This window comes from Hymenobacter sp. HD11105 (genome assembly GCF_054051685.1).
On sequence record NZ_JBSWBR010000010.1, the window covers coordinates 138,491 to 160,513 of the forward strand.

Consider the following 22,023-nt stretch of genomic DNA (forward strand, 5'->3'; position numbering starts at 1 on the left):
TTGGTAGAGATTCGTCGCTAGCTCATCCAGTTAGTGCGCGACTCAGGATTCCACTTGGTGGTCACCTTCTTAAGCTGGGTCCAGAACTCGATGGAGCTTTTGCCGGTGATGTCGCAGGCCCCGAACTTCGACTCATTCCAGCCGCCAAAAGAGAAAGGCTCGCGCGGCACGGGCACCCCGATATTTACGCCTATCATGCCGGCCGAGGCGTTTTCCATCACGTAGCGGGCCAGCCCCCCGCTCTGGGTAAACACCGAAGCCGCATTGCCATAATTGGACGCGTTTTCAATGGCCAAGGCTTCATCCAAGTTGTGGGCCCGAATAATGGCCAGCACCGGGCCGAATACTTCTTCGCGGGCAATAGCCATATCGGGCGTCACGTGGTCAATAACGGTGGGCCCCACGTAGTAGCCATCTTCCTGGCCAGGGACTACGGCGTGGCGGCCATCCAGCAGAATCTGCGCGCCGGCCTGCTCCGCCTCGGTGATGTAGCGCTCAATGCGTTCCTGGGCCTGGCGGCTGATGACGGAACCCAAGTTTTTGCCGGGCACAATCTTGCGGGCTTCTTCTACCAAGCGCGCAATAATGGGCTCCACGGCGCCCACGGCCACCATCGCCGAGCCCGCCATGCAGCGCTGCCCCGCGCACCCCGACATGGACGCCGCCACGTTGGAGGCCGTCATGTCCACGTGGGCATCAGGCAGCACGAGCAGGTGATTTTTGGCCCCGCCCAGGGCCACGCAGCGCTTCAAATTAGCGGTAGCGCGCTGGTACACCACCTTGGCAATCTTGGTAGAACCAACGAAGGACACTGCTTTAATATCGGGATGGTCGCAGATAGCTTCGACAATCTCTTTGTCGCCGTGCACGATGTTGAGCACGCCCGCGGGCAGGCCGGCCTCCTGCAGCAGCTCCGCGATGCGGCCCGCGCTCAGGGGCACTTGCTCGGAGGGCTTCAAAATCAGGCAGTTGCCGAGGGCCAAGGCATTCGGCACGGTCCAGTGCGGAACCATGTTAGGGAAGTTGAAGGGCGCAATGGACGCCACCACCCCCAGGGGCTTGCGGTCCACGCGACACTCCACGCCGGCGCTTACTTCCAGCATCTCCCCGGCTACGAGCTGAGGCAGCGAGCAGGCGAATTCAGTCAGTTCAATGGCCTTCTCCACTTCGGCCCGCGCTTCATCGGTCGTTTTCCCGTTTTCTTCGCGCACTAAGGCCGTCAGTTCGGCTATGTTTTTCTCCAGTAAAGTTTTGTAGCGGTAAAAGATTTGCACCCGCTCCTTGATGGGCAGGGCCGACCAGGCAGGTAAAGCCCCCCGCGCCGCTTCCACGGCTTGGTTAAGGGCCGCCATCCCGCTTAAAGGCACCGTCGAAATCACCGCGCCGCTACTGGGACTGAAGACTTCCAGGGTGCGCGCGCGCGCGTCCGCTACAAATTGGCCGGCGATGTAGTTGCGCACCGCCGGGTACTTTAGAACTGCGACTTCCATGGGATGGGGTTTAAGCTACTGCAAGTAAAGAGTTTGCGGCACAAAAGCAACTCTGTCGGCACGGCCCCGCAAGCGCCTACAATTAGCGGGATTGCTTTGCCGTTGGATGGGGGCTGGAGCGCGGCGTGAGGACGGCCGTCAGCGCGAAAGCTTCGCGGCATCGCTTTTAGCCCGCTCCGGCCATCCCCGCAGTAAGGGGGCTGGCCTTCCGGCACGGCCCGCCCGGCTCAGCCTTCCTTCCGGCGCCAGCCGGGCGCGGGCAAGGCCTTATCTTAGGCGCCGGACCCGCGCCTGAGGGCCGGTGACTTTCTTCCCTGCACGCTTACTTTGTAGCATGACTGCCGAACACGAACGATTGGCCGCGGCCGCGGCGGGCCGCGCGCCCTGGCGCCGCTGGGGCCCCTACCTCTCGGAGCGGCAGTGGGGCACGGTGCGCGAAGACTACAGCGCCCACGGCAACGCCTGGGAGCACATCACCCACGATATGGCCCGCTCCTACGCCTACCGCTGGGGCGAGGACGGCCTGGGGGGCATTTGCGACGAGCGGCAGCTGCTCTGCCTGGCCGTGGGGCTCTGGAACGGGCAGGACCCCATTCTCAAGGAGCGCCTGTTCGGGCTGAGCGGGCCCGAGGGCAACCACGGCGAGGACGTCAAGGAGGTGTACTACTACCTCGACAACGTGCCCACCCACGCCTACATGAAGATGCTGTACAAGTACCCCCAGCAGGCTTTCCCCTACCAGGAGCTGGTGGCAGAAAACGCGCGCCGGGGCCGCCACGAGCCCGAGTTCGAGCTGCTCGACACGGCCGCCTTCCGCTCGGACCGCTACTTCGACGTGTTCGTGGAGTACGCCAAGGCCGGCGCCGACGACCTGCTGCTGCAAATTACCGTGCACAACCGGGGCCCCGTAGCGGCCCCGGTGCACGTGCTGCCCCAGCTCTGGCTGCGCAACACCTGGGCCTGGGGCGAGGACAGCTACCGCCCCCGCCTGCGCGCCGCCCCGGCGGGCCAGGCCGTCGAGGTGCACCATCGGCACTTAGCTGGCCTGAGTTTGCACTGCGACCAGCCCGCGGCGCTGCTGTTCTGCGAGAACGAAACCAACGCTCCGCGCCTGTACCAAACGCCCCCCGTACCCGGGCAGTACTACAAGGACGGCATCAACGACTATCTTTTGCACGGGGCTCCCACCGTCAACCCGGCCCAAACCGGTACCAAGGCCGCCGCGCACTATGCCCTGACGGTTCCCGCGGGCGGCTCCCAGCGCGTGCGCCTGCGCCTGGGCCCCGCCGGGCTGGCCCGGCCCTTCGCCGATTTCGATGAGCTGCTCGGCCGGCGCCGGGAGGAAGCCGACCAGTACTACGCGGCCGTGCAAGCCTCGCTCCCGGACCCCGACGCGCGCAATATTCAGCGCCAGGCCTTCGCGGGCATGCTCTGGAGCAAGCAGTTCTACTACTACGACGTGCCCCAGTGGCTGCGGGGCGACCCGGCCTTCCCCCCTCCCCCCGCTGAGCGCCAGCGCGGGCGCAATGCGGGCTGGCCGCACCTGAACAATGCCGACGTCATCTCCATGCCCGACAAGTGGGAGTACCCCTGGTACGCGGCCTGGGACCTGGCCTTCCACTGCCTGCCTCTGGCTCAGCTCGACCCCGACTTCGCCAAGCACCAGCTGCGTCTGCTCTGCCAGGACTGGTACATGCACCCCAACGGCCAGCTGCCCGCCTACGAGTGGAACCTGAGCGACGTGAACCCGCCCGTGCACGCCTGGGCCACCTGGCGCGTGTACAAGATGTGCCAGAAGCACAGCGGGGGCCCCGGGGATCTCGACTTTCTGGCTACCGTGTTCCACCGCCTGCTCCTCAACTTCACCTGGTGGGTGAACCGCAAGGACCGGGCGGGGCGCAACATCTTCGAGGGGGGCTTTTTGGGCCTGGATAATATTGGGGTGTTCGACCGCTCGGCCCCCCTGCCCGACGGCACCTCCCTGGAGCAGGCCGACGCCACGAGCTGGATGGCCATGTACGCCCTGAACATGATGCGCATGGCCCTGGAGCTGGCCCGCACCAAGCCTATCTACCAGGACCTGGCCAGCAAGTTCTTCGAGCACTTCCTCTACATCGCCGGGGCCATGACCAACATGGGCGAGGCCGACCAGGACCTCTGGGACGAGCAGGACGAGTTCTACTACGACGTACTCCACACCCCGGGCCAGGGCCGGCAGCCCCTGAAAACCCGCTCCCTGGTGGGGCTGATTCCCCTGCTGGCCGTGGAAGTGCTGGACGAGGAAGTGCTGCGGTGCGTGCCCCAGTTTGTGAGCCGGCTCAACTGGTTTCTGGACAACCGGCCCCAGCTGGCCCGCCTGGTTTCGCGCTGGCAGGAGCCGGGCCAGCGCGAAACCCACCTGCTGTCGTTGCTGCGCGGCCACCGCATGAAGCGCCTGCTGGCCCGGGCTCTGGACGAGGCTGAGTTCTTGTCGGACTACGGCATCCGCTCCCTCTCGCGCTACCACCTCGCTCACCCCTACCACCTGCGCTACGACGGCCAGGACCTGCGGGTGGGCTACGAGCCGGGGGAGTCAACCACGGACCTGTTCGGGGGCAACTCCAACTGGCGGGGCCCGATCTGGTTTCCTCTCAACTTCCTGCTTATCGAGGCCCTGCAGCGCTTTCACCACTACTACGGAGACGAGTTCCGGGTGGAGTACCCCACCCACTCGGGCCAGTACGCCACCCTGCTCGACATTGCCGACGCCCTGAGCGGGCGCCTGACCAAGCTGTTCCTGCGCAACGAGGCGGGCCAGCGCCCCGCCCTGGGGCCCGACCAGGCCCGGCAGCGGGATCCCCATTTTAGCGACTACCTGCTCTTCCACGAGTACTTCCACGGGGAAACCGGCCAGGGCCTGGGCGCCAGCCACCAGACCGGCTGGACGGGCCTGATCGCCAAGCTGCTCCAGCCCCGGGCCTAAGCCGGGGGCCGGGGCTGGCCTGACCCCTGCCCGGGGGGCATTTTCCCGGTAAAGCGCACCTGCACAAAGGAGGCCGTAAAAACCTAAGGATAAGACTGGTAGCGCACCCGAAAGGAGCCCTGGGTGAAGCGGGTGGTTGCGGGGCCGGGCGGGGGCCAGCGCGCCGCGCGCCGCAGGGTAGCCTCGAACGTGCCTTCGAGGATGCGCTCTACGGTGTCGAGGCGGGTGATGAGCAGGCGCGTGGCGCCGGAATCCGCCGCGTAGCTGTCGACGAGCACGTCCCCGCCGACCACCACCTGCCACTCGGCCGGGAGCACTCTCGCGTCCGCCGCTCCGGCCGGGGTGAGAGGATGCTCCGGCTCCCAGGTGAAGCCCAGGCGCAGGTAGGACTGGCGGCTCGTGCCGTCGTTGCGCTCGCCGAACACGTACACGGTGCCCTGCTGGGGCAGGTAGGTCGCCTCGCCCGGCCCCAGCCAGGCCTGGCCGTCCTGGTCGGCGCGGACGTAGAACTCGGGCTGGGGCGCGGCCTCCTCCCGGGTGCAAGCCGGGGCGCTCATTAGCAGCAGCCCGCCGAACAAGGCAGCGGTAAGGGTACGAATCATGGAAAGTTAGCGTAGGTACCCTTAGAAGAGGCCGGGGGCGGCGCTAAGGTTGCATGCCCCCGGCCGGGATAAGGCCGGCCCCGGCGCAGCGTCAAGTGCGGATCACGTCGGTATCCACCGGGGGGGCTGACCAGGCGCCGGCTCATGGTCAGCCCCTGGCCTCACGCTAAAACACGGGGTGAATACGGGGGGCAGCAGGCTCAGGGGCGAAGGGGAGAGTGGATCCCGCCCCGACCCGGGCTGGCGGCGGCGTAGGGCGGCTACGTCGGGCACCGCAGTCGGGTCCGCCAGGGCATGGGTCGGCCTGGGCAAGGCCTGCCCCAGCCACCAGCCAGTAGTGGTGGTAGACATTGGTTCGGTGCCCGAGCAGGTCGCGGATGCGGGGTTGGGAAAAACCTGGCCCGGGCGTTCTGGGCGGGTTTACTGGGCCTCGCGCACCACGTACTTCTTGCCCCCCTCTTCCACCACTCGGAAGCCCTTGGCCAGGTACTTGCGCTCGAGAAAGGCGGCGAAGGTTTCGGCCGTGCGCTTGCTTTTCTGCTCGTCCTGGTAGAAGCCCTCCACCTCCCAGTACTGGAACACCACCCGGGGCCAGCTCCGCCCGGGGCCCGGACTCGGGGCGGGCGCGGGGTCCGGGGCCGCTGGCAAGGCCTGGTGGAGGTAGTCGGGCAGCATGTGCTTTTCGATGATGCCCTTGTAGAGGTAGTCCTTGGCCGACTTCTTGATTTTGCCCAGGGCCTGCTGCTTTTCCGTGATGCGCACCACGTAGTAGAGGTAGCCCTCGTCGTACTCCTGGGCCGCGAGCTGGGCGCGGATGATGGGCAGGCTGCTGGGGCCGATACCAGCCCGCAGCAGGGCCTCCTCCCAGGCCGGCGGGGCCTCCTCCTCGGGTGTTTTGGTAGCACCCTCCTCTTCCCGGCTTACCAGCTGAAAGTGGAAGGTGATGCTCACGGGCACGCCCCGCTCCCGGTTTACCCGGTAGCTGAAGGGCAGGTCGGTTTCGGCGCAGGCCTGCTGGGCCTTAAGCAACACCTTGCTGTTGAAGTTGTTGAAGCGGCCCGCGTACTCGCCCTTGGTCATGCCCAGCATAAACTTAAGCTTGTCGAGCTCAATGGTGCGCTCGCTGCGCCCGAAGTTCACCCACTCCATGCACCACCAGTATAGGCGGTGCCCGTAGGGGTTCTTGATCTTGCGCACCTGGTTGAGGCGGGCCGAAGTGAAGTTGCCGTTGGCCTTGAGCCGGAGCAGGTAAGGCACAATCAGGGGGTTGAAGCAGGCAATCACCCCCCCCGCCTGGGTGTCGTAGTACACCCGGGCCATGAGGGGGATGACTTCGTAGTCGGGGTTTTTGCGGCGCTTAAGCTTGCCCCCGTCCTCCACCAGGCGCTCGATTTTCAGCATCTGGGCGCCGATGGAGTCCACCATGCGGCGCACCTCCTGGTAGATGGCCCCCCCGCCCCGCTCGGAGATGAGCTCCTTGGTGTGCACGAAGTGGTAGTGGAAAGAGTCGTCGTCGGGGCCGATGCGCGCCAGCAGGCTCACGAACAGCCTCATTTCCAGAGTGATGAGGTTGAAGGAGGCGTTAATCAGGGCGTTGTGCTGCTTGACGAAGGCATCCGGCTCCACGCTTACGGCCACCACGGCCACACCCGGCTCGGCGTCCGGGGTTTCCTGGAGGGTTGTTTTGGTAGCAGACGTAGCTTTTTCGGCCATAGTCACTCGGGTTGATTTGGTAGCACTTGGCCCGCCCCGGGGTTGTTCTGGTAGCAGCAGCGGGTTGTTTTGGTAGCAGGCTGAGGTTGTTTTGGTAGCAGCAGCGGGTTGTTTTGGTAGCAACTTGAAGCTATAAATGAATGATTGTCAATTACTTGTGACCCCCTTAAGTAGTAAGATATATAAAGCATAAAGAAGACTAGTCTGTTTTTTTGAGGAGGGTGTTTTGGTAGCAGGAGTACCTCCGGTCTTGATAGTACAAAAAGGCACAAAATTTATTGAAAACTAGTACCATTTTGTACCACAATAGGCTGGCTAGTAAGGCTTTCAGGACAGAGTTGCTAAAACTACGGAAAACAGCGAAGTTTAGCGGGGGAAAAGTGGAGAAAAAGGGGGTGCTACCAAAACAACCCGCCCGCCTAAGAGTAAATAGATGGTATAAAACTGCTACCAAAACAACCTGAACCGGACAAAAGCGAGCCTCTTTCCTGCTCTGCAGCGCCAGGTTGCTACCAAAACACCCTGAGCCCTGGTTCACTTCCCCCTGCTACCAAAACACCCTAAAAAGCGGGATAAAAAATTTGGATGCCCAACGGAAATTAGCGTAAGCATTGCTCGGGGTGCTACTTAATCAACCCACTCCTGCTACCAAAACACCCTACCATGGCCTGCCAGGAGCGCTGTGAAATACCCGACTCGGCGCAAGCGTTCATTAACTGCCTAGTGGTAAAGGAGTTAGAGAACAGATTCGGAGTCCCGGGCCCCTCGGTATTGCTTTAGCCAGCTGCTACCATTGGCGGGCTCTGCTACCAACTGCCCCAAGGGCACTTTTGGCCGGTAGCATGCCCGCTCTTACCACCTTGACTTGGTTACTCCTCGCCGCGGCATGCAATACGCTTGTTTTGCCCGGGAGGCCGGGAAAGCAAGGGCATTGGATTGGCCGGCGGCTTCACAGCTACTCCCACCTCAACGAACGTACCCTGCGCTGCCCAACTGGCCCTTAGCGCTCCGCAACAAACCGCTCCCTCATCTTCACCGCCGTAAAAAGTATTTTTATTTTTAGGTGTAAATATGGGTGTAGTCTTGGGTTTGCTATCACACCTATTAGTAAGGAACGATTAATTTCTTTGGCAGCGGGCAAACAGCAGGCGGCCACGCTGCCCATCAAGGCAGCCGGAGAGGGTTTCCACCTGCGCCGTGTCGTGTAGATGCGCCAGCAAGAGGGGAAAGCCTGTGCCGGTAGCGCGCCGGGCGGGGCCCGAAAGGCGTCGCACCGCACGACCCCACTAGTATGGTGAGTCAAGGCGACGAGTTCGGCGTCGGTAGCCTGCTGCTGCAAGCGTTCGTACCCGGTCCATTAGGCCGGTAGTTCGGCAGCTTCGCCTATATACTGCCCCGTGACTCGGCCATCAGCCATTAGGGCCGCGACTACGCGGGCGAGTGACGGGCGCAGCGGGGGCGGAAGGGCCGCCGGCGCGGGCACCCGCCCCTGGTTTAGGGGCGGGCGGATTACACGACCACCCCAGCAGGGCAAGGAAGGCCCAAAGCATCGTTTTGGCGTTCATCGACGGGCTAGGCGAAAATGCCAGGCCGAGCACCCGGACGGGGGCCGGCTAACACAAGCGGCTCCCGAGCCCTAGCCCGGCAGTGGACGCCCCCTGACACCGGGGCTGACCGTCCGTTCCAGGACTTCAGCAACCGCCCCGCTCGTTGGGGGGGCGAGCCGCATGAGACCTTGTGGCAGAGGTAAAATCCGGTTATCTTTCCGGGCCATTCGCCCACGACGGACCCTTCGCCGCCGAAGGGTCCTGGTCGTTGCTTCCGTCGACTGCCATGCGCTACGTGTTCCTGTTGCTCGCCTTGCTCGGCCTGAGCCGCCCGGCGCGCTCGCAAGCCCTGCCGGCCCCCGACAGCCTGCAACTGCTGGCCCAGCTCGCCGACTGGGACCGCGCCTGGGCCACCAAAGACCCGGTGCTGGCGGCGCAGGCCTACGCCCCGGACGCGCGCTTCACCAACGCCTTTGGGGACCAGCGAACCGGCCGCCGGGCCATCGAAACCCTGCTGCGGGAGGTGTTTGCCTTGCCCTTCGTCATGGCGGGCACCAGCGACACGCACGCCCACCGCTTCCAACCCGCGGGGCCGGCCACGGTCCTGGTGCATACGGCCGTGGTCCGGGCCGGGCAGCAGCTGCCCGACGGCACCGTGCTGCCCGACCGGCACACCAGCCACTTGCGCGTGTTCCGCAAACGCGGCGGCACCTGGCAGGTGGTCGCGCACCTGATTTCGGACGCTCGCAACAAGCACGCCCCCGGGCATTGACCACGCCCCGTCCGAGCGGGCAGCGACTGGCTGCTTCGGCCCGCGAACGGGTCCGAATCTCTTAAACGCAATAATTCAGTTGGAGCATCGGCGCCGCTACGATTCCGCGGTGAGCAAGAGTTCCGCGGCGCGCTGCTCGTACAATTCTTCTACCCCCAATGTTCTGAACTCTCCAGCAGTAGGTATTACACTAAACGTTTAACAAGTCCCGATGAGCTAACAGAAAGGAGAAACATAACCGGAGTAGTGGTTGCAAAACGCTGGCCGAAAGTTGACAACAGGGTAGTCGAGCCCCACCAACCGCTATCGAGGCAAAATTCTCCCGCCGGTTTACATCTTCCTTCGGTACTGAGGCGACCCAGCCGATTCCCGGTCGAGACTTTTGCAACAGTCACCGATCTTTCCGGACACCTCTTGGCAGAAGCCTACGCCGGTGAACGCGGATTAGTAGGACAAATTTAAGTCGGCTATAACCCTTGTTATGGTAAGAAAACATTCCGCGAAATCGGACAGCCTGACATACAAGCCTTGTCTGCCTTTTGCCTACTTTTAGTGGTAGGTCAAAAAGCAAGCCTAATGCCAAGAAGCATGCGTACCCGTCTATTCCACTTGGTTTCCCTCGTGGTTGGCTTGGGCCTTGGAGCGTGCCAGCGTGAACGCCCACCCACCTCAAGCCCCCTCACTCCGTCGAAAGAAGTCTACCACGTCCTGCAACAGTTTCTGGCTGCCGATACGCTCAACCAGTATCCCAAATTCCACGCGGCCTACCTGCGGCAAGATTCGCTGGCGGGTGACTTGTCGATTTACCTGCTGGACATGTACAACTCGAATGGCGATGTCAAGGCCTTGCCCCTGACCACCTGGCAGGTGGACCAAAAAATCATCTTTGTCTTTACCGGCTTAGAAGCCGTCGCCTCCGGAGGGGACACCACGCACCATCATATCATCCGCGAAACCGAAGCGGCAAATAGGGGCAAGATATGGTCCCCCGCTTTTCGGTGCTGGCGCCTTGATGTGCAAGACCAGAAAGTGACCCACATTGACAGGCAAGTCCCTATTTCTTCCTCTTCGTCTTCCTATCCTTTCCTTCAATTGGCACCGCCACCACCCCCTCCAAAACTTCAGTAACCTGCTGGGCTAAAGATAAACTACTCAATAGTCTATCAGACACGTGTTTTTGCATAATTCATTTCTTGCCCTATGTTCATTGAGGGGATATCCATCTTCCTTCCGTCCTTTAACATAATGCGGATTATACTACTAACAGCCCGGCAGCACCTGTTTATTCGTGCCCGGTGGGCCCCGGATTCGGCGTACTAACTACCCCTTTTTCGACCTTATCGGGCTGCGGAGGTGCTCCCCTTACTGCTTGAGAAAGCGGGCCCGCTGCCCCCCCGCTTGCACCTGGTACAGGCCCCCCGCCAGGGCGGAGACATCGACGACAAAGGACGCCCCCGGTGCCAGCTGCTGGTGCACGAGCCGCCCGTGCATATCCCACATCAGCACCGGCGTATGTCGCCCTACCCCCTGCACCGTCAGCCTCTCCTGGGCCGGGATGGGGCTTACCACCAGCGTACGGGGGGCAACGCCAGGGGTATTGCTCAGCGGCAGCCGCGCGCCCAGCAGTTCGGGTGCCTGCAGGGCCTGGTACCAGCGGGCGGCCAGCTTATCTTCCCCCCGGGCATTGGGGTGGGCTCCGTCGTAGAAGTCCTCGTTTGCCTGCCGGCTGAAGCCCGTGTTGTGGTCCACCAGGACTACGGGGGACGGGGCGCTCGTCTTCGCCTGGGCCAGGGCGGGCAGCAGGGCGTTCAGGGCCGTAATCTTGGCGTTAAGCTGCTCGTAGGGCGGGGCCGTGGGGATGAGCTGGGCCAGCAGCACTTTCACCTGCGGATTTCCCGCCCGTAGCTCGTCAATCAAGTGGCCCAGGTTGTCGCGGATCTCCGCCACCGGCTTTTCGCTGAAGCAGTCATTCGTGCCCGCGTGCAGCAGCACAATGTCGGGCTGGTGCTCGCGGGCCCACTGCCGCGTTTCCGCCAGCAGCATCGCGGTCGTCCAGCCCCAGTGTCCCTGGTGGTCTAAGTCAAAGTCGGGATTGGGGGGTGGGCCGCCCTCGTTCTGCGTGCGCCCGCCCACGAAGTTCACGTCGTACTGGGCCTGCTGCAGCTGGAGCCACAGGGGCCGGCGGTAGCTATTGTAGCGGGCGCTGCCCTGGGTGATGGAGTCGCCCAGGGGCATAATTTTCACTTGCCCGTAGCTGCAGGGGGCCAGGACGCTGCTGTGCGTGAGCAGCAGACCCACGACCCAGGGAGTGGGGGCGCGGAGAATCGTACGCAGGGGGGAATAAGGCATAGGAAAGGCAGAAGCAGGAGCAGCGCCCGCACCAGCGCGGGGGCCTAAACATAGTTCTATTTTGCCGCTAACCCACGGTAGGCTCCTAGGGCCAAGAGGAAGGAAAACCAGCCGGTTAGGCTGGCCGCCGGGCGCGGCGGCCAAGAAATTGGCGACATTGTTGCGTTTACCACGCAGGAAACGCCCCAGTGGTATTGCGCGCGCGATGTGGGGGAGTTTAAACGGTAAGTAGCCTAGAAGCCAGGAGGGGGTAGCCAGCAGCCTATGCGTACGTGGATTAGTCTTCATCAAGCCGGGTTGCTGGGTCTGCTGGGCATTCTGGCCGCCATCCTGCTCATTAACTGGCAGCTGGGCCCCGGCCCTCCATCTACCCGGAGCCCCGGGCGCCGGCCGCGCGGCCGTTCGGGGCGGGCGGCGGCAGCATCGGAGCCCCCGCAGGAGAACCGAGCCGCGCGCCGCCGCGCTGCCGGTAAAAGAGCCCACCGTTGACCTTGCCCTAGCGGCGGGTTTTGCCCCGCACACTTGTTCCCGAACTGTACTCCTGCGGGCAGAGACTCGCGTTGGCTATCAGCTACCGGTAATCGTCGATCTGCGTAAAGCCTCTGGCAAATAAGAGCAGCAAGGCCGCCGTTTTGTGGCCAATGCTCGGAACAGCGCACCGTAAGGGCATTTCTTGGGCCTAGTGCTGCGCTTTCGTTGGCAGCACTTATGTTCGAACGCCTGCACTTGGAGATCCAGGTGTTGCCGCCGTTGACGAGCGTGAGGATTCACCACGGGTTGTAGGTCAGGGCTTGCCAGCAATTAGCTACCCTCGCACGCCGCGCCCTTCGCCCCGAAAATGCCCCCCGGTTGGCTATGATTCAACTGGAGCCTTCGCAGCGCTAGTAACTAGTGGCTGATCTTGAGCCGGGGCAGCTAGGCTCGGGAAAAGGAGTTGAAAGGATGACCCTAAGCCCTCAATGGAGTTCACCTCCAGCTGAATGCTGTGCAGCTCGGCAATCGTCTTCACGATGGATAAGCCCAACCCGTAGCTATCCTGGTTGGCGCTGGCTCCTTTATCAAACGGGTGAAACAGCCGCGGCAGCTGCTCTTTGGCGATGCCCTGGCCCGTGTCGCGCACTTCCAGAAGGTAGCCCCTGCCGGCCGGAGCTGGTCGGCCCAACAGGTGAATTTGCCCGCCTGCGCGGTTGTATTTTACCGCGTTGCTGACCAGGTTGAACACCAGCGTGAACAGCAGCCCGCGGTTGCCCTGCTGCACTACAAAGTCCGGCTGCACCACGCAGGTTAGGGTCAGGTCGTAGACTTCCAGTCGCTCGTAGAGCTCCTCGGCTACCTCGGCTGTCAGCTCCTGCAGCGACACCTTATCGGTGCGGGCGAACTGGTCATTCTCAATTTTGGAAATCATCAACAGCGACTTGATGATGGTGCGCAGGCGGTGCACGGTGCGCTGCGACTCCACTACGCGCAGCAGGTTTTCCTCCGACAGCGTATCGTCGACGAGCATGTTATCAAAGCGGTACTGCAGGGCGGCCAGGGGCGTGAGCAACTCGTGGGAGGCATCGGCAATAAACTTGCGCTCCTTGGTAAAGGATTCCTGCAGGGTGCGCATCATCGTGAGCAAGCTTTCGTCAAGGTGCCGGAAGTCGTCGGTACTTGTAGCGATAGGATCTAAGTTGAAGGAGGCCGGGTGACGCACGTTGCGCAGGCGCCGGCTAATAATGGTGCTCAAGGGCTTCAGTAAGTAGCGGAAAAAAGCCAGGTCGGCCAAGGTGGTCAAGCCAATGGCCAGCAGCAGAATATAGAAAGCATACTGACGGAAGTTGCGCTCCGTCTCGCCAATGCTGCCCGTACTGCGACCTACTTCCAGCAAGTAATTCTGTCCGTCTTGCGCAAAGGAGTAGCTGAGTACCCGATACGCCACAATCTCGTCCTCCACGGCCCGCTTCGAGTCTTCAATGAGGTCGATGGTGGGGCCGGCCGGGATTTCTTCCAGCGAGATAAACTCCTCCTTTAGCAGGTTGTAGCTACCATACGAGGACTGGTCGTCGTCCAGAAACGTGGAAGCAGCCCGTTGAAGACGCGTCGCTGCTTTACATAATCAGTTGTATCAGCGGCGCGCTAGATTCCTAGAGATGGGTATGGTAGCTTCGTAGCGGCTCGGCTTGAGTGGGGCCGTCTCCGCTAAATCCTTTCCTTGCTGGTATATGCCCCTTTCTTCTGCTACTGACTTACCGGCCTTTACCGCCCTGTTGGCCCACGTGAAACAGGAGATTCGCACGGCCCAGACCCGTGCGGCGCGGGCTGCTACGAGCGAGCTACTCGTGCTGTACTGGCGCATCGGCCAGTTAATTCTGGCGCAGCAGGCCGAGCAAGGGTGGGGAGCAAAAGTCATTGACCACTTGGCTACCGAACTCCGGCGCGAGTTCTCAACGATGCAGGGGCTATCGGCCCGCAATCTCAAGTACATGCGCCGCTTTGCTCAAGCCTATCCCAACGAAGCCTTTGTGCAAGCGACGCTTGCACAAATCCCCTGGTATCATCACTTGACTTTGTTGGAGAAAGTGAAAGACGAGCCGACCCGCCTGCTCTATATCGAGGCGACAGCCCGCCACGGCTGGTCACGGGACGTGCTAGTGCATCAGATTGAAAACGGCTACCATCGGCGTCAAGGACAAGCCGTGACCAACTTTGCGCGCACAATGCCGGCGGCGGATTCTGAGTTAGCTCAGCAGACGCTCAAGGACCCCTATCTATTCGACTTTCTCACCCTTACTGCTGACTTCAAGGAGCGGGACTTGCAACGGGGGCTGCTTGAGCACATTACTACGTTCTTACTCGAATTGGGGAGTGGCTTCGCCTATGTCGGCCAGCAGGTGCCATTAGTAGTTGGGGGTCAGGATTACTTCTTAGATCTGCTCTTCTATCACTTACAACTACGTGCCTACGTCGTTGTCGAGCTGAAAATCACGGAGTTTAAGCCCGAGTATGCGGGCAAACTGAACTTTTACCTGGCGGCTGTGGATGAGCAGCGGCGGCATCCCCAGGATGGGCCTACGATTGGGTTACTCTTGTGCAAAAGCCGCAATCAGGTGGTCGCCGAGTATGCGTTACGCGATATGCACAAACCCATCGGCATTGCCGAATACGGATTGACGGAAGCCCTGCCCGAAGGCCTGCAAGCATCCCTTCCCAGCATCCAAGCCTTAGAGCAGACCCTACGCACTAGTGCCGCACCACCCAACCCGCCAGCCGAGGAGAACGACGTTCTCCCCCAATGACATTCTAGCCCCTTAGGAAATCGGCAAACTCAGTGCTTGCTTGGCGCTCAGCGCAGTCGCTAACAGCAACTCCCGTTTCAGTGGCAGTACGGATGTGTAAGCCAACCCGTACGAACTATCTTCCTGGCAGCCTGACCGACAAATCGGTGTAGTTGAAGCATGACTTAAGACAAGGGACAGTTGCCTTTCTATTTATGACACGTTACGAGGATGAACCAGCTGCTCCGCCCTAATATATACGTCTGCTGTCTCGTTTGCTTGTATTAACGGTTACATCCTTGCTGCTTCTAGGGGTAACGGCTTGCCGGAGTAGAAGCGAAGGCGTTGCCGAGACACCTAAGGAGAAGAAGGCAGTCGGGCCCTCCCCAGCGTACAACGCGGAGGAAGATAAGGTCTTAGCGCAGGTTCTGCACCCGTTGTTAGGGCAGTCCTATTTGGCCGATTTAGGCTCGCTTCGCTTGGAAGATGGTTCCCCATGGATACCACTCCCACCGGCTTCACTGACTAAACCAGCAGAGAAGTGGGCGTACTATGAGGCGTACCTCGCCTCGCACCCGGACCTCCACCTCGACGACTCCTTCATTCTGAATTTATCCCCCCTGTTGCGCGATTTGCCTGCGCATTTCGCGGAAAATGGAGGCATTTTATCCGATACGGCTCATCCCGCCCGAGAAAAGGGGCTAAAGGCCCTCGCCCAAGCTCCCGTATTTGCGACCTTAGCGGATCGGCCGTATAAGCCTTTACCCCCTCCTTCCGTCTGGAAATATACCCTTTACTGGCGCTATGAACCCTACCGGCAGTACGCGGACCCAAAGGGCAGTACGGGTACTCAACTTGGGCTCCAACTCTCGCGGGTATGCTTCAATGCCGCCCGCGACTCAGGCTTCTTCCTGTATGATTTAGACTATCATCAATATATTGAAGGAAAGGTTGCGCTCGTCTGCAAGCAGCAGGACCGATGGATAGTGCAAGAAGTGGAGTAATACCTACCTCTCTGTCTTCCGCCCCTTGGCTTTTCTAGAGGTGGAAATGCCTTGAGCCTAGTTAGCAAGTGGATGTGGGACTCACAGTGGTGAGTTTTATATAAAGCCTCCTCAAATGCTACCATTAGCAACCGGTACCCCAGTCATATTAATATAGGGACGCTGCTCCTAATATTGTATGTATTGAATAAATAATTGCATAAATTTAGTAACTGTGTAGGCTTATACACATGAGTCCTTGTTTATACTTCTCCGGCTATGATACGGAATCGCATTCTCTGGTTTACGTTAGTCCTAAGCCTAATTAGCCAGCAGGTGCTGGCCCAGCGAAACAGCTTTCTGACTGATTTTCTGGAGCGCTGGGAAACTTCCCGGGAGTATGTGGTAGCCGTGGCGGAAGCGATGCCCGAAAGTGACTATCGCTTTAAGCCCACGGCCGAGGAGATGTCCTTTGAGCAGCAGCTCCTACACATTGCCGTCATCATCGACTGGCATGCGTTCGCCAAAGCGGACGGCCAGGAGTTTACACCCCGTTGGGATGATTTTCAGGCGCAGGGGCGGTCAAAAAAGGAAATGATTGCCCTCCTTAATAGCGAGTTTGCGCGGGCGGCCGAATTAGTGAAGAATTTTGATCCGCAGCGCCTAGAGCAGCAAGGCACGTATTTTAAGCTTACCCGTACCCGTCGTCAGTTCTTGCTGCTCATGAGTGACCATGTGACGCACCATCGGGCGCAAATGCTGGTGTATCTGCGGCTAAAGGGAATTACTCCGCCTAAATATGTGGAGTTTCAATAACCAGGCATCACCACTTATATCCCCTTTTGGAATGTCTTCCTCCAAAGTAGAACGCAACAGCGGGGCTATAGCGACAACTGATCGCCGAAACCGAAAGCCCTTGTTGAAAGCCCTGTTCTTAGCTGTAAGTACACCAACGAAGAAATAAACTATTCCCAGCGGCTGTTGGCGTTCGACTCCTATGGCCCCACCTAGTGCGATACTGACTAGCATGCAGGCAAGTAGCCAGGGTTGCGCTACCCGCTGCCGTCGCTGCCGCCTGCCCTAGCGCAAAGCAAAGTAACGTGATGGATATCTTAATTCGGTTCTTGAAGAATACAGGGCATGAAAAAACAATCGTTTTACGTCTGGGTGTGGGTGATCCTAATTGGCCTTAACCTTTTTTATATCTACACTTTTCCCCTAAAATATTTTACCTACGCTTCATTGCAGAAGGCCTTCGGGCCCTTGCTCCTACTTCATATCATCTTCGCCATGGTTGCCCTGCTGATCGGGCCCCTGCAGTTCTTTGCTTCTATTCGAAAAAGATACTTATCCCTCCACCAATGGGCCGGGAGAATTTATCTTTTTTCTATTCTGGTAGCGGCCCTAGCCGCTATCGTTCTGGCTATCAAGCACAATATCCAGGTGCAGCACAACCTAATATTCGGAACCGGTATGCTAGGGCTGGCGGCGGCCTGGCTGCTGACGTCGGGCATGGCCTTGTGGGCGATTAAAAACCGAAACTTCGGGCAGCATCAGGAGTGGATGATTAAAAGCTACGTGGTGACCTGTGGGTTTACTACGTACCGTCTATTTGCTGTTACCCTGAGTGGTTTCGTTTCCTTCGACCATGCCGTGATGAGTGGTATTATGGCATGGGCTTGTTGGTCGGTCCCTTTATTACTTACGGAGGTCATCTTAGAAGCTAGAAAAATACAGGCGTCCGGTTTGGTGAAAGAAAGGCCCCCGCGACCCGTTGTTCTATCCAAAGTGGTTTCAGACGGATGAGATTCTAAGCAGAGGCAGAGCCCGTCGACACGCCCAGCAGGGTCAAGTACCGGTAGACAGTGGAGCGGCCTAGGCCCAGCAGTTGCCCAATCTCCTCGGCTGTTTTGTCTTTCTGCAGGTAAAGCGTCTTCACGGCTTCGGCTTTGCTTTGCGCTTGCTTGCTTAGGCCCGGGGGCCTTGCCCCCTGCCGGCCTCGCGCCCGAGCGGCGGCCAGCCCCGCTTGGGTGCGCTCGCGGATCAGGTCGCGCTCAAACTCGGCCAGGGAGGCAAACAGGTTAAACACCAAACGTCCCTGCGCGGTGGTCGTGTCCAGGTGATCCTGCAGGCTGACGAACTGGATCTGCGTCTCGTGAAAGCCGAGCACCAACTCCACTAAATGTTTCAGGGAGCGACCGAGCCGGTCGAGCTTCCAGACCACGACCGTATCGCCGGGCTGGACCTGATCCAGCAACTCGCGCAGGGCCGGCCGTTCTTTCAGCGCGGAGGCCTTTTCCTTCACGACCTCCTGGCAGCCATACGCCCGCAGGGCATCAAGCTGTAGGTGCAACTGTTGCTGCTGGGTGGACACCCGCGCGTAGCCCCAGATCATGGCTCAGTCTCAAAAGGTCAGCAAACCCTAAGATACTGACGCATTGATTATTGAGACAACAATTCGAGACTTTTTATCGGCCTTAGTAGCCATTTCTATAAACCCTGCCCAAGCGTTATTTGGGTCCAGGAAAACGGTGGTTTTTGGCTCACTATACCCTCCATTACTAAGACGAAGCTGCTGGACCTTTGGCTGTCCAAATTCTGGCCAGTTTATCATGGCTGGCTAAGGCCCGAAGCAACGAAGAGGTCGTTAGCTGGCAGGCGGAAGGTTTGTAGCCCAGCCGGTCGGGAAGGAAGAAGTCAGCGCGATGCCCATTAAGGTTAGGGAGACCTGAAAATGGTTGGGCGATTACCCCAACTGGTACGAGGTCTGGGGTTTTCTGGGTAGCTTTCCGAGTCAGGTAACTACTATGATTATTCGTTGATGGCCCATCGCCAACTTTCGTCCGGGCTACGGCTCGTCCTGCAGCTGGGGCTGCTCTTTCTCTGCCTGGCGCTGCGCCTGCCAGCGGTCGCCCAAGCTCCCGTCTTGCTGCCGTCCACGGCCCTGCGCAATGCCCCCGCCGTTGCCCCAGCGGGTCCCTTATCGCTGACTTTTTCCTCCCCCGTTGACCCCCGAACGGTTGGGGCCATTACCTTGACCGGTTCGCAAGGGCAGGGGCGCCGCCCCCTTAGCCCCACCGTCACGGGCAGCACGGTCACGCTGGCCTTCTCCGGCCGCCTGTTGCCCGGCGAGCCGGCCAGCGTGACCGTGCCCGCCGCTGTGCAGGACCCGACGGGGCTGTCCGTCGCGGCCCAGGTGCTGCAGTTTACGGCCGCCGTGCGCGGACCGGGACGGGGCCTCTTTACGGCCGGGACGGATATTGGGCAGGAGTTTACGTCGTCCAGTCAAGCATTAGGCGATGTAGACGGCGATGGCGACCTGGATTTGGTCGTGCCCCAGGGATCGAACTTTGGCCCCGTATCCCGCGTGGTCGCCGTGTACCGCAATGACGGCCAAGGCGCGTTTCCCAGTAGCGCGACCGTAAGCGTGGGCACGGGCGGGGCTCCGTTCGCCGTCGCGCTGGCCGACGTGGACGGGGATGGCGACCTGGATTTGCTGGCCGCCTGCAGCCCCGGTCAAGCCGTGAGCCTGCGCTTGAATGATGGGCGGGGCAATTTCAGCGGCGGCACGGAAATTCCGGTCCAAGTCACGGCCTTTTACTTGCTCCTCGGTGACGTGGACGCCGATGGGGATCAGGATCTGATCGTCCACACCAATACGGCCGGCCAGACCGTGGCTAGCATCCGCCTGAATCAAGGAAACGGCACCTTTGCTGGGGGGTCGGAAGTCGCCGTCGCCGGGGGCACCGGCGCCCTCACGCTCGGGGACGTGGATAGCGACGGCGATATGGACCTGTTGACAACGGGCTTCACCACTGGCCAAGTCTATACGTGCCTGAACCAGGGAAACGGCACCTTTGGGCGCCCCTCCTCTTTCTTGATGGGGAACGCTCCCGCTAGCCTGGCGCTGGCCGACGTGGACGGGGATGGCGACCTGGATCTGGTCGTAGGCTGCGCCGGGACCAATACCGTAGAAACCCGACTCAACAACGGGCAGGGCCAGTTCGCGGCCCTTGGTGCATCGGTCGCCGTGGGCAACTACCCCCAGCAGCTCCGCCTTACGGACGTGGATAGTGACGGGGACCTGGACCTGCTGAGTGGCAATATGATGGGGGGCAGTGTGAGCGTGCGCCTGAACACGGCCGGCCGGTTCGGGGGGGGCTCCGACGTGGCGCTGGGCAAACTCACCTACGGGCTGGCAGTGGGCGACCTGGATGGGGATGAGGACATGGATTTCCTGACCTGCGCCGTTGATACGCGCGCCCAGTTGCGCATTGGCCTGAACCAAGCCCCGCCCTGCAGCTCCGGCGACCCGGGGGCGAATGCCGCCCCGGTACTGGTGAGCACGGCCGAGCAGCCCCTGGTAGTGCGTCCTGGGCAGCTAGTTCTTTTTACCCTGACGGGCCATGACCCGGACAATGATCCGATGACCCTGACATTGCGGGGCCAGGGCTTCTCCGTGGAGGAGGTCGGGGCCAGCATGCCCACCCTGCATACCACGCGCCTGATCCGGGGCTCCTTTACCTGGACCGTCCCCTGCCGGCCCGCTGGCCCGGACCAGTACACCTTTGAGTTCACGCTCGCCTCCACCGGGTACGGGCGGGAGCAAACCACGCGCCTGGTCATCCCCTTCGCCTGGACCGGAGCAATGGCCCACCCGTGCTGACGACCACCGCCGGGCCGGGCCAACCCCTGCGGGCAACACCCGGCCAGCTGCTCACCTTTGACGTGCAGGCCACCGATCCAGAAAACGATCCGGTGCGCCTGACGCTGGCCGGCCGCGGCTTTGACGCGGCCGCTGTGGGCGCCCAGCTCCTTGCTAGCCCGTCGGGCACTGCTGGTCCGGCTCGCTTTAGCTGGCGCGTGCCCTGCCCGGCGGCGGGTCAGAACCTATACGAGTTTCTCTTCACGGCCACCGACGCGCCCTGTGGGCCGGCGGCCACGACCACCGTGGTGATTCCTATTCAGGTGGAGGATCGTAATGCGCCGCCGTCCTGGTCCTCAGCGTTGTTTGTTGCGGGTTCGGCCCCGCTCGTGCAACTGATTCCCGGCAACACGTTTGAAACGACCGTCGAGGGCGTGGACCCCGACCGCGACCCGCTCACGCTTACGCTTACGGCCACGGGCGTGGGCTTCGACTTAGCCGCGGCCGGTATGGCCTTTACCACGCGGCAGGAAGCAGGCCGCACGATTGGTTTGTTTCGCTGGGAGGCGAGCTGTGCGGCCCCCTTTCCCGGTCCGGTGGCCGTGACCTTTACCCTGCAGGAGGCCTCCTGCCGGCCCGTGCTACAACAACGCACGGTGCAGTTTGTCGTCGTCAACCCGGAAGCGGTGACCTTTTTGCCCCCCACCATCTTCACCCCCAATCAGGACGGCAAGAACGACGCGTTTGAGCTGCTCTCCCTGCCCCCCGACTACTGCGCCCAGCGCTTTACTTCCATTACGGTATTTAACCGCTGGGGCAAGCAAGTGTTCACCTCTCCCGATCGCCGCTTTCGCTGGGACGGGCAGGGCCTGCCGGCCGGGGTGTATTACTACGTGATCGACTATTCCAACCAGCGCCAGTTCAAGGGCCACGTCACGCTGGCCTATTAACCTAAAGCCTTTTGCCCACTACGCAGGCGCGCGCAGCCGGGACGGCGGCTACTTGGTGGGAGGCATGTCCAGGTCTGGCATTTCGGGTGATAAAACCCAGCCCCACCGGGGCAGTACCGACTACTGGGTAGGAGCTCCGTGGGAATGACTATTTTTTCATGAAGGAGGGTTGAGGATGCTGCTACACGGGCGTCCCCGCCGCGCTGTAAAGCAAGCCCGGCCTTATTAAAGTCATATTAATATGACATTATAGTTGAGTTAAAAAGGGTAGTTGCCAAAATAATGTACCTACATGGGTATATTTTTACATAGCGAAACAGCAGTAGCATCTGACCCATAGTACTGCAGGTAGCGCAGGTCAATAAGCCCAGCGGTATGGCACCCCATTTCGAGACCTTCCACAGCCACTTTCTAGTCTAGGGGGCATCCTCAAGTACGCGCCAAGACACTGCCCTAACGGCGACCATCCACGTATTACTTATCAAACGATAGCTTTTCTGCTTGCTCCGGCGAGGCCAGCACCGGGCTATCGCCAAGTACATATTCGGGCTCTACGACGGGGTCCTCTAGCGCGGAAGCTAAGAATAGGAAGCTACTCCATTCCTCATCGAGTTACCCGAATGGGTCATTGTATTACTTTTGCGGCTTCCTCGTCTAGCACCGGGAATGGTTGGACAACCTTCCGCCCAGCACCTGCGGCAGCTAATCAAGGACCAATTGATTGCCGCTATTTCTGTTCCACGCCTTCGCTTA

At 60.7% G+C, this 22,023-nt stretch carries 18 protein-coding genes; 10 read left to right on the top strand and 8 right to left on the bottom strand.

Annotated elements, in window-relative coordinates; all coding sequences use genetic code 11:
- Positions 1–17: 17 nt before the first annotated feature.
- Positions 18–1,490, bottom strand: a complete 1,473-nt coding sequence (locus tag ACW9KT_RS20440; RefSeq protein ID WP_457083879.1) for a CoA-acylating methylmalonate-semialdehyde dehydrogenase — start codon at positions 1,488–1,490, stop codon at positions 18–20.
- A 334-nt stretch (positions 1,491–1,824) separates the two neighbouring features.
- Here ACW9KT_RS20440 and ACW9KT_RS20445 point away from each other — a divergent pair, with 334 nt between their 5' ends.
- On the top strand, positions 1,825–4,452 hold the full coding sequence (locus tag ACW9KT_RS20445; protein ID WP_457083881.1) for an MGH1-like glycoside hydrolase domain-containing protein: 2,628 nt from the start codon (positions 1,825–1,827) through the stop codon (positions 4,450–4,452).
- Positions 4,453–4,535: 83 nt separating this feature from the next.
- On the opposite strand, the gene ACW9KT_RS20450 is transcribed toward ACW9KT_RS20445, so the two are convergent.
- The 4 genes from ACW9KT_RS20450 to ACW9KT_RS20465 all read right to left on the bottom strand — a co-directional run bounded on the left by ACW9KT_RS20450 (position 4,536) and on the right by ACW9KT_RS20465 (position 8,041).
- Positions 4,536–5,054 carry a hypothetical protein gene (locus ACW9KT_RS20450; protein ID WP_457083883.1) on the bottom strand — a complete coding sequence of 173 codons (519 nt, stop codon included), beginning with the start codon at positions 5,052–5,054 and terminating at the stop codon, positions 4,536–4,538.
- A gap of 102 nt (positions 5,055–5,156) precedes the next feature.
- Positions 5,157–5,405 (bottom strand): hypothetical protein, encoded by a 249-nt coding sequence (locus ACW9KT_RS20455; protein WP_457083884.1) that lies wholly within the window; start codon positions 5,403–5,405, stop codon positions 5,157–5,159.
- Positions 5,406–5,474: 69 nt separating this feature from the next.
- Positions 5,475–6,767 carry a replication initiation protein gene (locus ACW9KT_RS20460; RefSeq protein WP_457083886.1) on the bottom strand — a complete coding sequence of 431 codons (1,293 nt, stop codon included), beginning with the start codon at positions 6,765–6,767 and terminating at the stop codon, positions 5,475–5,477.
- Positions 6,768–7,885: 1,118 nt separating this feature from the next.
- Positions 7,886–8,041, bottom strand: coding sequence for a hypothetical protein (locus ACW9KT_RS20465; protein WP_457083888.1), 156 nt, complete (start codon positions 8,039–8,041; stop codon positions 7,886–7,888).
- 559 nt (positions 8,042–8,600) lie between these two features.
- Between ACW9KT_RS20465 and ACW9KT_RS20470 the strand changes: the two genes are divergently transcribed.
- Together ACW9KT_RS20470 and ACW9KT_RS20475 are read left to right on the top strand one after the other, a co-directional pair.
- Entirely contained in the window at positions 8,601–9,086 is a 486-nt protein-coding gene (locus tag ACW9KT_RS20470; RefSeq protein ID WP_457083890.1) for a YybH family protein, read from the top strand.
- Between the two features lie 588 nt (positions 9,087–9,674).
- A complete protein-coding gene (locus ACW9KT_RS20475; RefSeq protein ID WP_457083892.1) occupies positions 9,675–10,214 on the top strand; it encodes a hypothetical protein in 540 nt (179 codons plus the stop codon).
- 234 nt (positions 10,215–10,448) lie between these two features.
- On the opposite strand, the gene ACW9KT_RS20480 is transcribed toward ACW9KT_RS20475, so the two are convergent.
- Complete coding sequence (locus ACW9KT_RS20480) at positions 10,449–11,435, bottom strand: SGNH/GDSL hydrolase family protein (RefSeq protein ID WP_457083894.1); 987 nt, start codon at positions 11,433–11,435, stop codon at positions 10,449–10,451.
- 264 nt (positions 11,436–11,699) lie between these two features.
- Here ACW9KT_RS20480 and ACW9KT_RS20485 point away from each other — a divergent pair, with 264 nt between their 5' ends.
- A complete protein-coding gene (locus tag ACW9KT_RS20485) occupies positions 11,700–11,924 on the top strand; it encodes a hypothetical protein (protein WP_457083896.1) in 225 nt (74 codons plus the stop codon).
- Positions 11,925–12,288: 364 nt separating this feature from the next.
- On the opposite strand, the gene ACW9KT_RS20490 is transcribed toward ACW9KT_RS20485, so the two are convergent.
- On the bottom strand, positions 12,289–13,371 hold the full coding sequence (locus ACW9KT_RS20490; protein WP_457083898.1) for a sensor histidine kinase: 1,083 nt from the start codon (positions 13,369–13,371) through the stop codon (positions 12,289–12,291).
- Between the two features lie 268 nt (positions 13,372–13,639).
- Between ACW9KT_RS20490 and ACW9KT_RS20495 the strand changes: the two genes are divergently transcribed.
- The 4 genes from ACW9KT_RS20495 (at position 13,640) to ACW9KT_RS20510 (ending at position 17,481) form a co-directional block, all read left to right on the top strand.
- Positions 13,640–14,713 carry a PDDEXK nuclease domain-containing protein gene (locus ACW9KT_RS20495; RefSeq protein ID WP_457083900.1) on the top strand — a complete coding sequence of 358 codons (1,074 nt, stop codon included), beginning with the start codon at positions 13,640–13,642 and terminating at the stop codon, positions 14,711–14,713.
- A gap of 278 nt (positions 14,714–14,991) precedes the next feature.
- The gene (locus ACW9KT_RS20500) at positions 14,992–15,696 is read left to right on the top strand and encodes a hypothetical protein (protein WP_457083902.1); all 705 of its coding nucleotides are present in this window, start codon (positions 14,992–14,994) and stop codon (positions 15,694–15,696) included.
- Positions 15,697–15,954: 258 nt separating this feature from the next.
- Entirely contained in the window at positions 15,955–16,491 is a 537-nt protein-coding gene (locus ACW9KT_RS20505; protein WP_457083904.1) for a DinB family protein, read from the top strand.
- 324 nt (positions 16,492–16,815) lie between these two features.
- Entirely contained in the window at positions 16,816–17,481 is a 666-nt protein-coding gene (locus ACW9KT_RS20510; RefSeq protein ID WP_457083906.1) for a DUF2306 domain-containing protein, read from the top strand.
- Between the two features lie 4 nt (positions 17,482–17,485).
- On the opposite strand, the gene ACW9KT_RS20515 is transcribed toward ACW9KT_RS20510, so the two are convergent.
- Complete coding sequence (locus ACW9KT_RS20515; protein WP_457083908.1) at positions 17,486–18,070, bottom strand: recombinase family protein; 585 nt, start codon at positions 18,068–18,070, stop codon at positions 17,486–17,488.
- 426 nt (positions 18,071–18,496) lie between these two features.
- Between ACW9KT_RS20515 and ACW9KT_RS20520 the strand changes: the two genes are divergently transcribed.
- Both ACW9KT_RS20520 and ACW9KT_RS20525 read left to right on the top strand, forming a co-directional pair.
- Positions 18,497–20,341 (top strand): FG-GAP-like repeat-containing protein, encoded by a 1,845-nt coding sequence (locus ACW9KT_RS20520; RefSeq protein ID WP_457083910.1) that lies wholly within the window; start codon positions 18,497–18,499, stop codon positions 20,339–20,341.
- Positions 20,335–21,270 (top strand): gliding motility-associated C-terminal domain-containing protein, encoded by a 936-nt coding sequence (locus ACW9KT_RS20525; RefSeq protein WP_457083912.1) that lies wholly within the window; start codon positions 20,335–20,337, stop codon positions 21,268–21,270. The genes ACW9KT_RS20520 and ACW9KT_RS20525 overlap by 7 nt, the downstream gene beginning before the upstream one ends.
- Positions 21,271–22,023 lie beyond the last annotated feature (753 nt).

Bases quoted from the DNA above. Each gene is read 5' to 3' on its own strand.
- ACW9KT_RS20495 (WP_457083900.1), top strand. From the start codon at position 13,640: ATGCCCCTTTCTTCTGCTACTGACTTACCGGCCTTTACCGCCCTGTTG.
- ACW9KT_RS20445 (WP_457083881.1), top strand. From the start codon at position 1,825: ATGACTGCCGAACACGAACGATTGGCCGCGGCCGCGGCGGGCCGCGCG.
- ACW9KT_RS20480 (WP_457083894.1), bottom strand. From the start codon at position 11,435: ATGCCTTATTCCCCCCTGCGTACGATTCTCCGCGCCCCCACTCCCTGG.
- ACW9KT_RS20510 (WP_457083906.1), top strand. From the start codon at position 16,816: ATGAAAAAACAATCGTTTTACGTCTGGGTGTGGGTGATCCTAATTGGC.
- ACW9KT_RS20470 (WP_457083890.1), top strand. From the start codon at position 8,601: ATGCGCTACGTGTTCCTGTTGCTCGCCTTGCTCGGCCTGAGCCGCCCG.
- ACW9KT_RS20515 (WP_457083908.1), bottom strand. From the start codon at position 18,070: ATGATCTGGGGCTACGCGCGGGTGTCCACCCAGCAGCAACAGTTGCAC.
- ACW9KT_RS20485 (WP_457083896.1), top strand. From the start codon at position 11,700: ATGCGTACGTGGATTAGTCTTCATCAAGCCGGGTTGCTGGGTCTGCTG.
- ACW9KT_RS20440 (WP_457083879.1), bottom strand. From the start codon at position 1,490: ATGGAAGTCGCAGTTCTAAAGTACCCGGCGGTGCGCAACTACATCGCC.
- ACW9KT_RS20455 (WP_457083884.1), bottom strand. From the start codon at position 5,405: ATGTCTACCACCACTACTGGCTGGTGGCTGGGGCAGGCCTTGCCCAGG.
- ACW9KT_RS20520 (WP_457083910.1), top strand. From the start codon at position 18,497: ATGGCCCATCGCCAACTTTCGTCCGGGCTACGGCTCGTCCTGCAGCTG.
- ACW9KT_RS20450 (WP_457083883.1), bottom strand. From the start codon at position 5,054: ATGATTCGTACCCTTACCGCTGCCTTGTTCGGCGGGCTGCTGCTAATG.
- ACW9KT_RS20505 (WP_457083904.1), top strand. From the start codon at position 15,955: ATGATACGGAATCGCATTCTCTGGTTTACGTTAGTCCTAAGCCTAATT.
- ACW9KT_RS20475 (WP_457083892.1), top strand. From the start codon at position 9,675: ATGCGTACCCGTCTATTCCACTTGGTTTCCCTCGTGGTTGGCTTGGGC.
- ACW9KT_RS20460 (WP_457083886.1), bottom strand. From the start codon at position 6,767: ATGGCCGAAAAAGCTACGTCTGCTACCAAAACAACCCTCCAGGAAACC.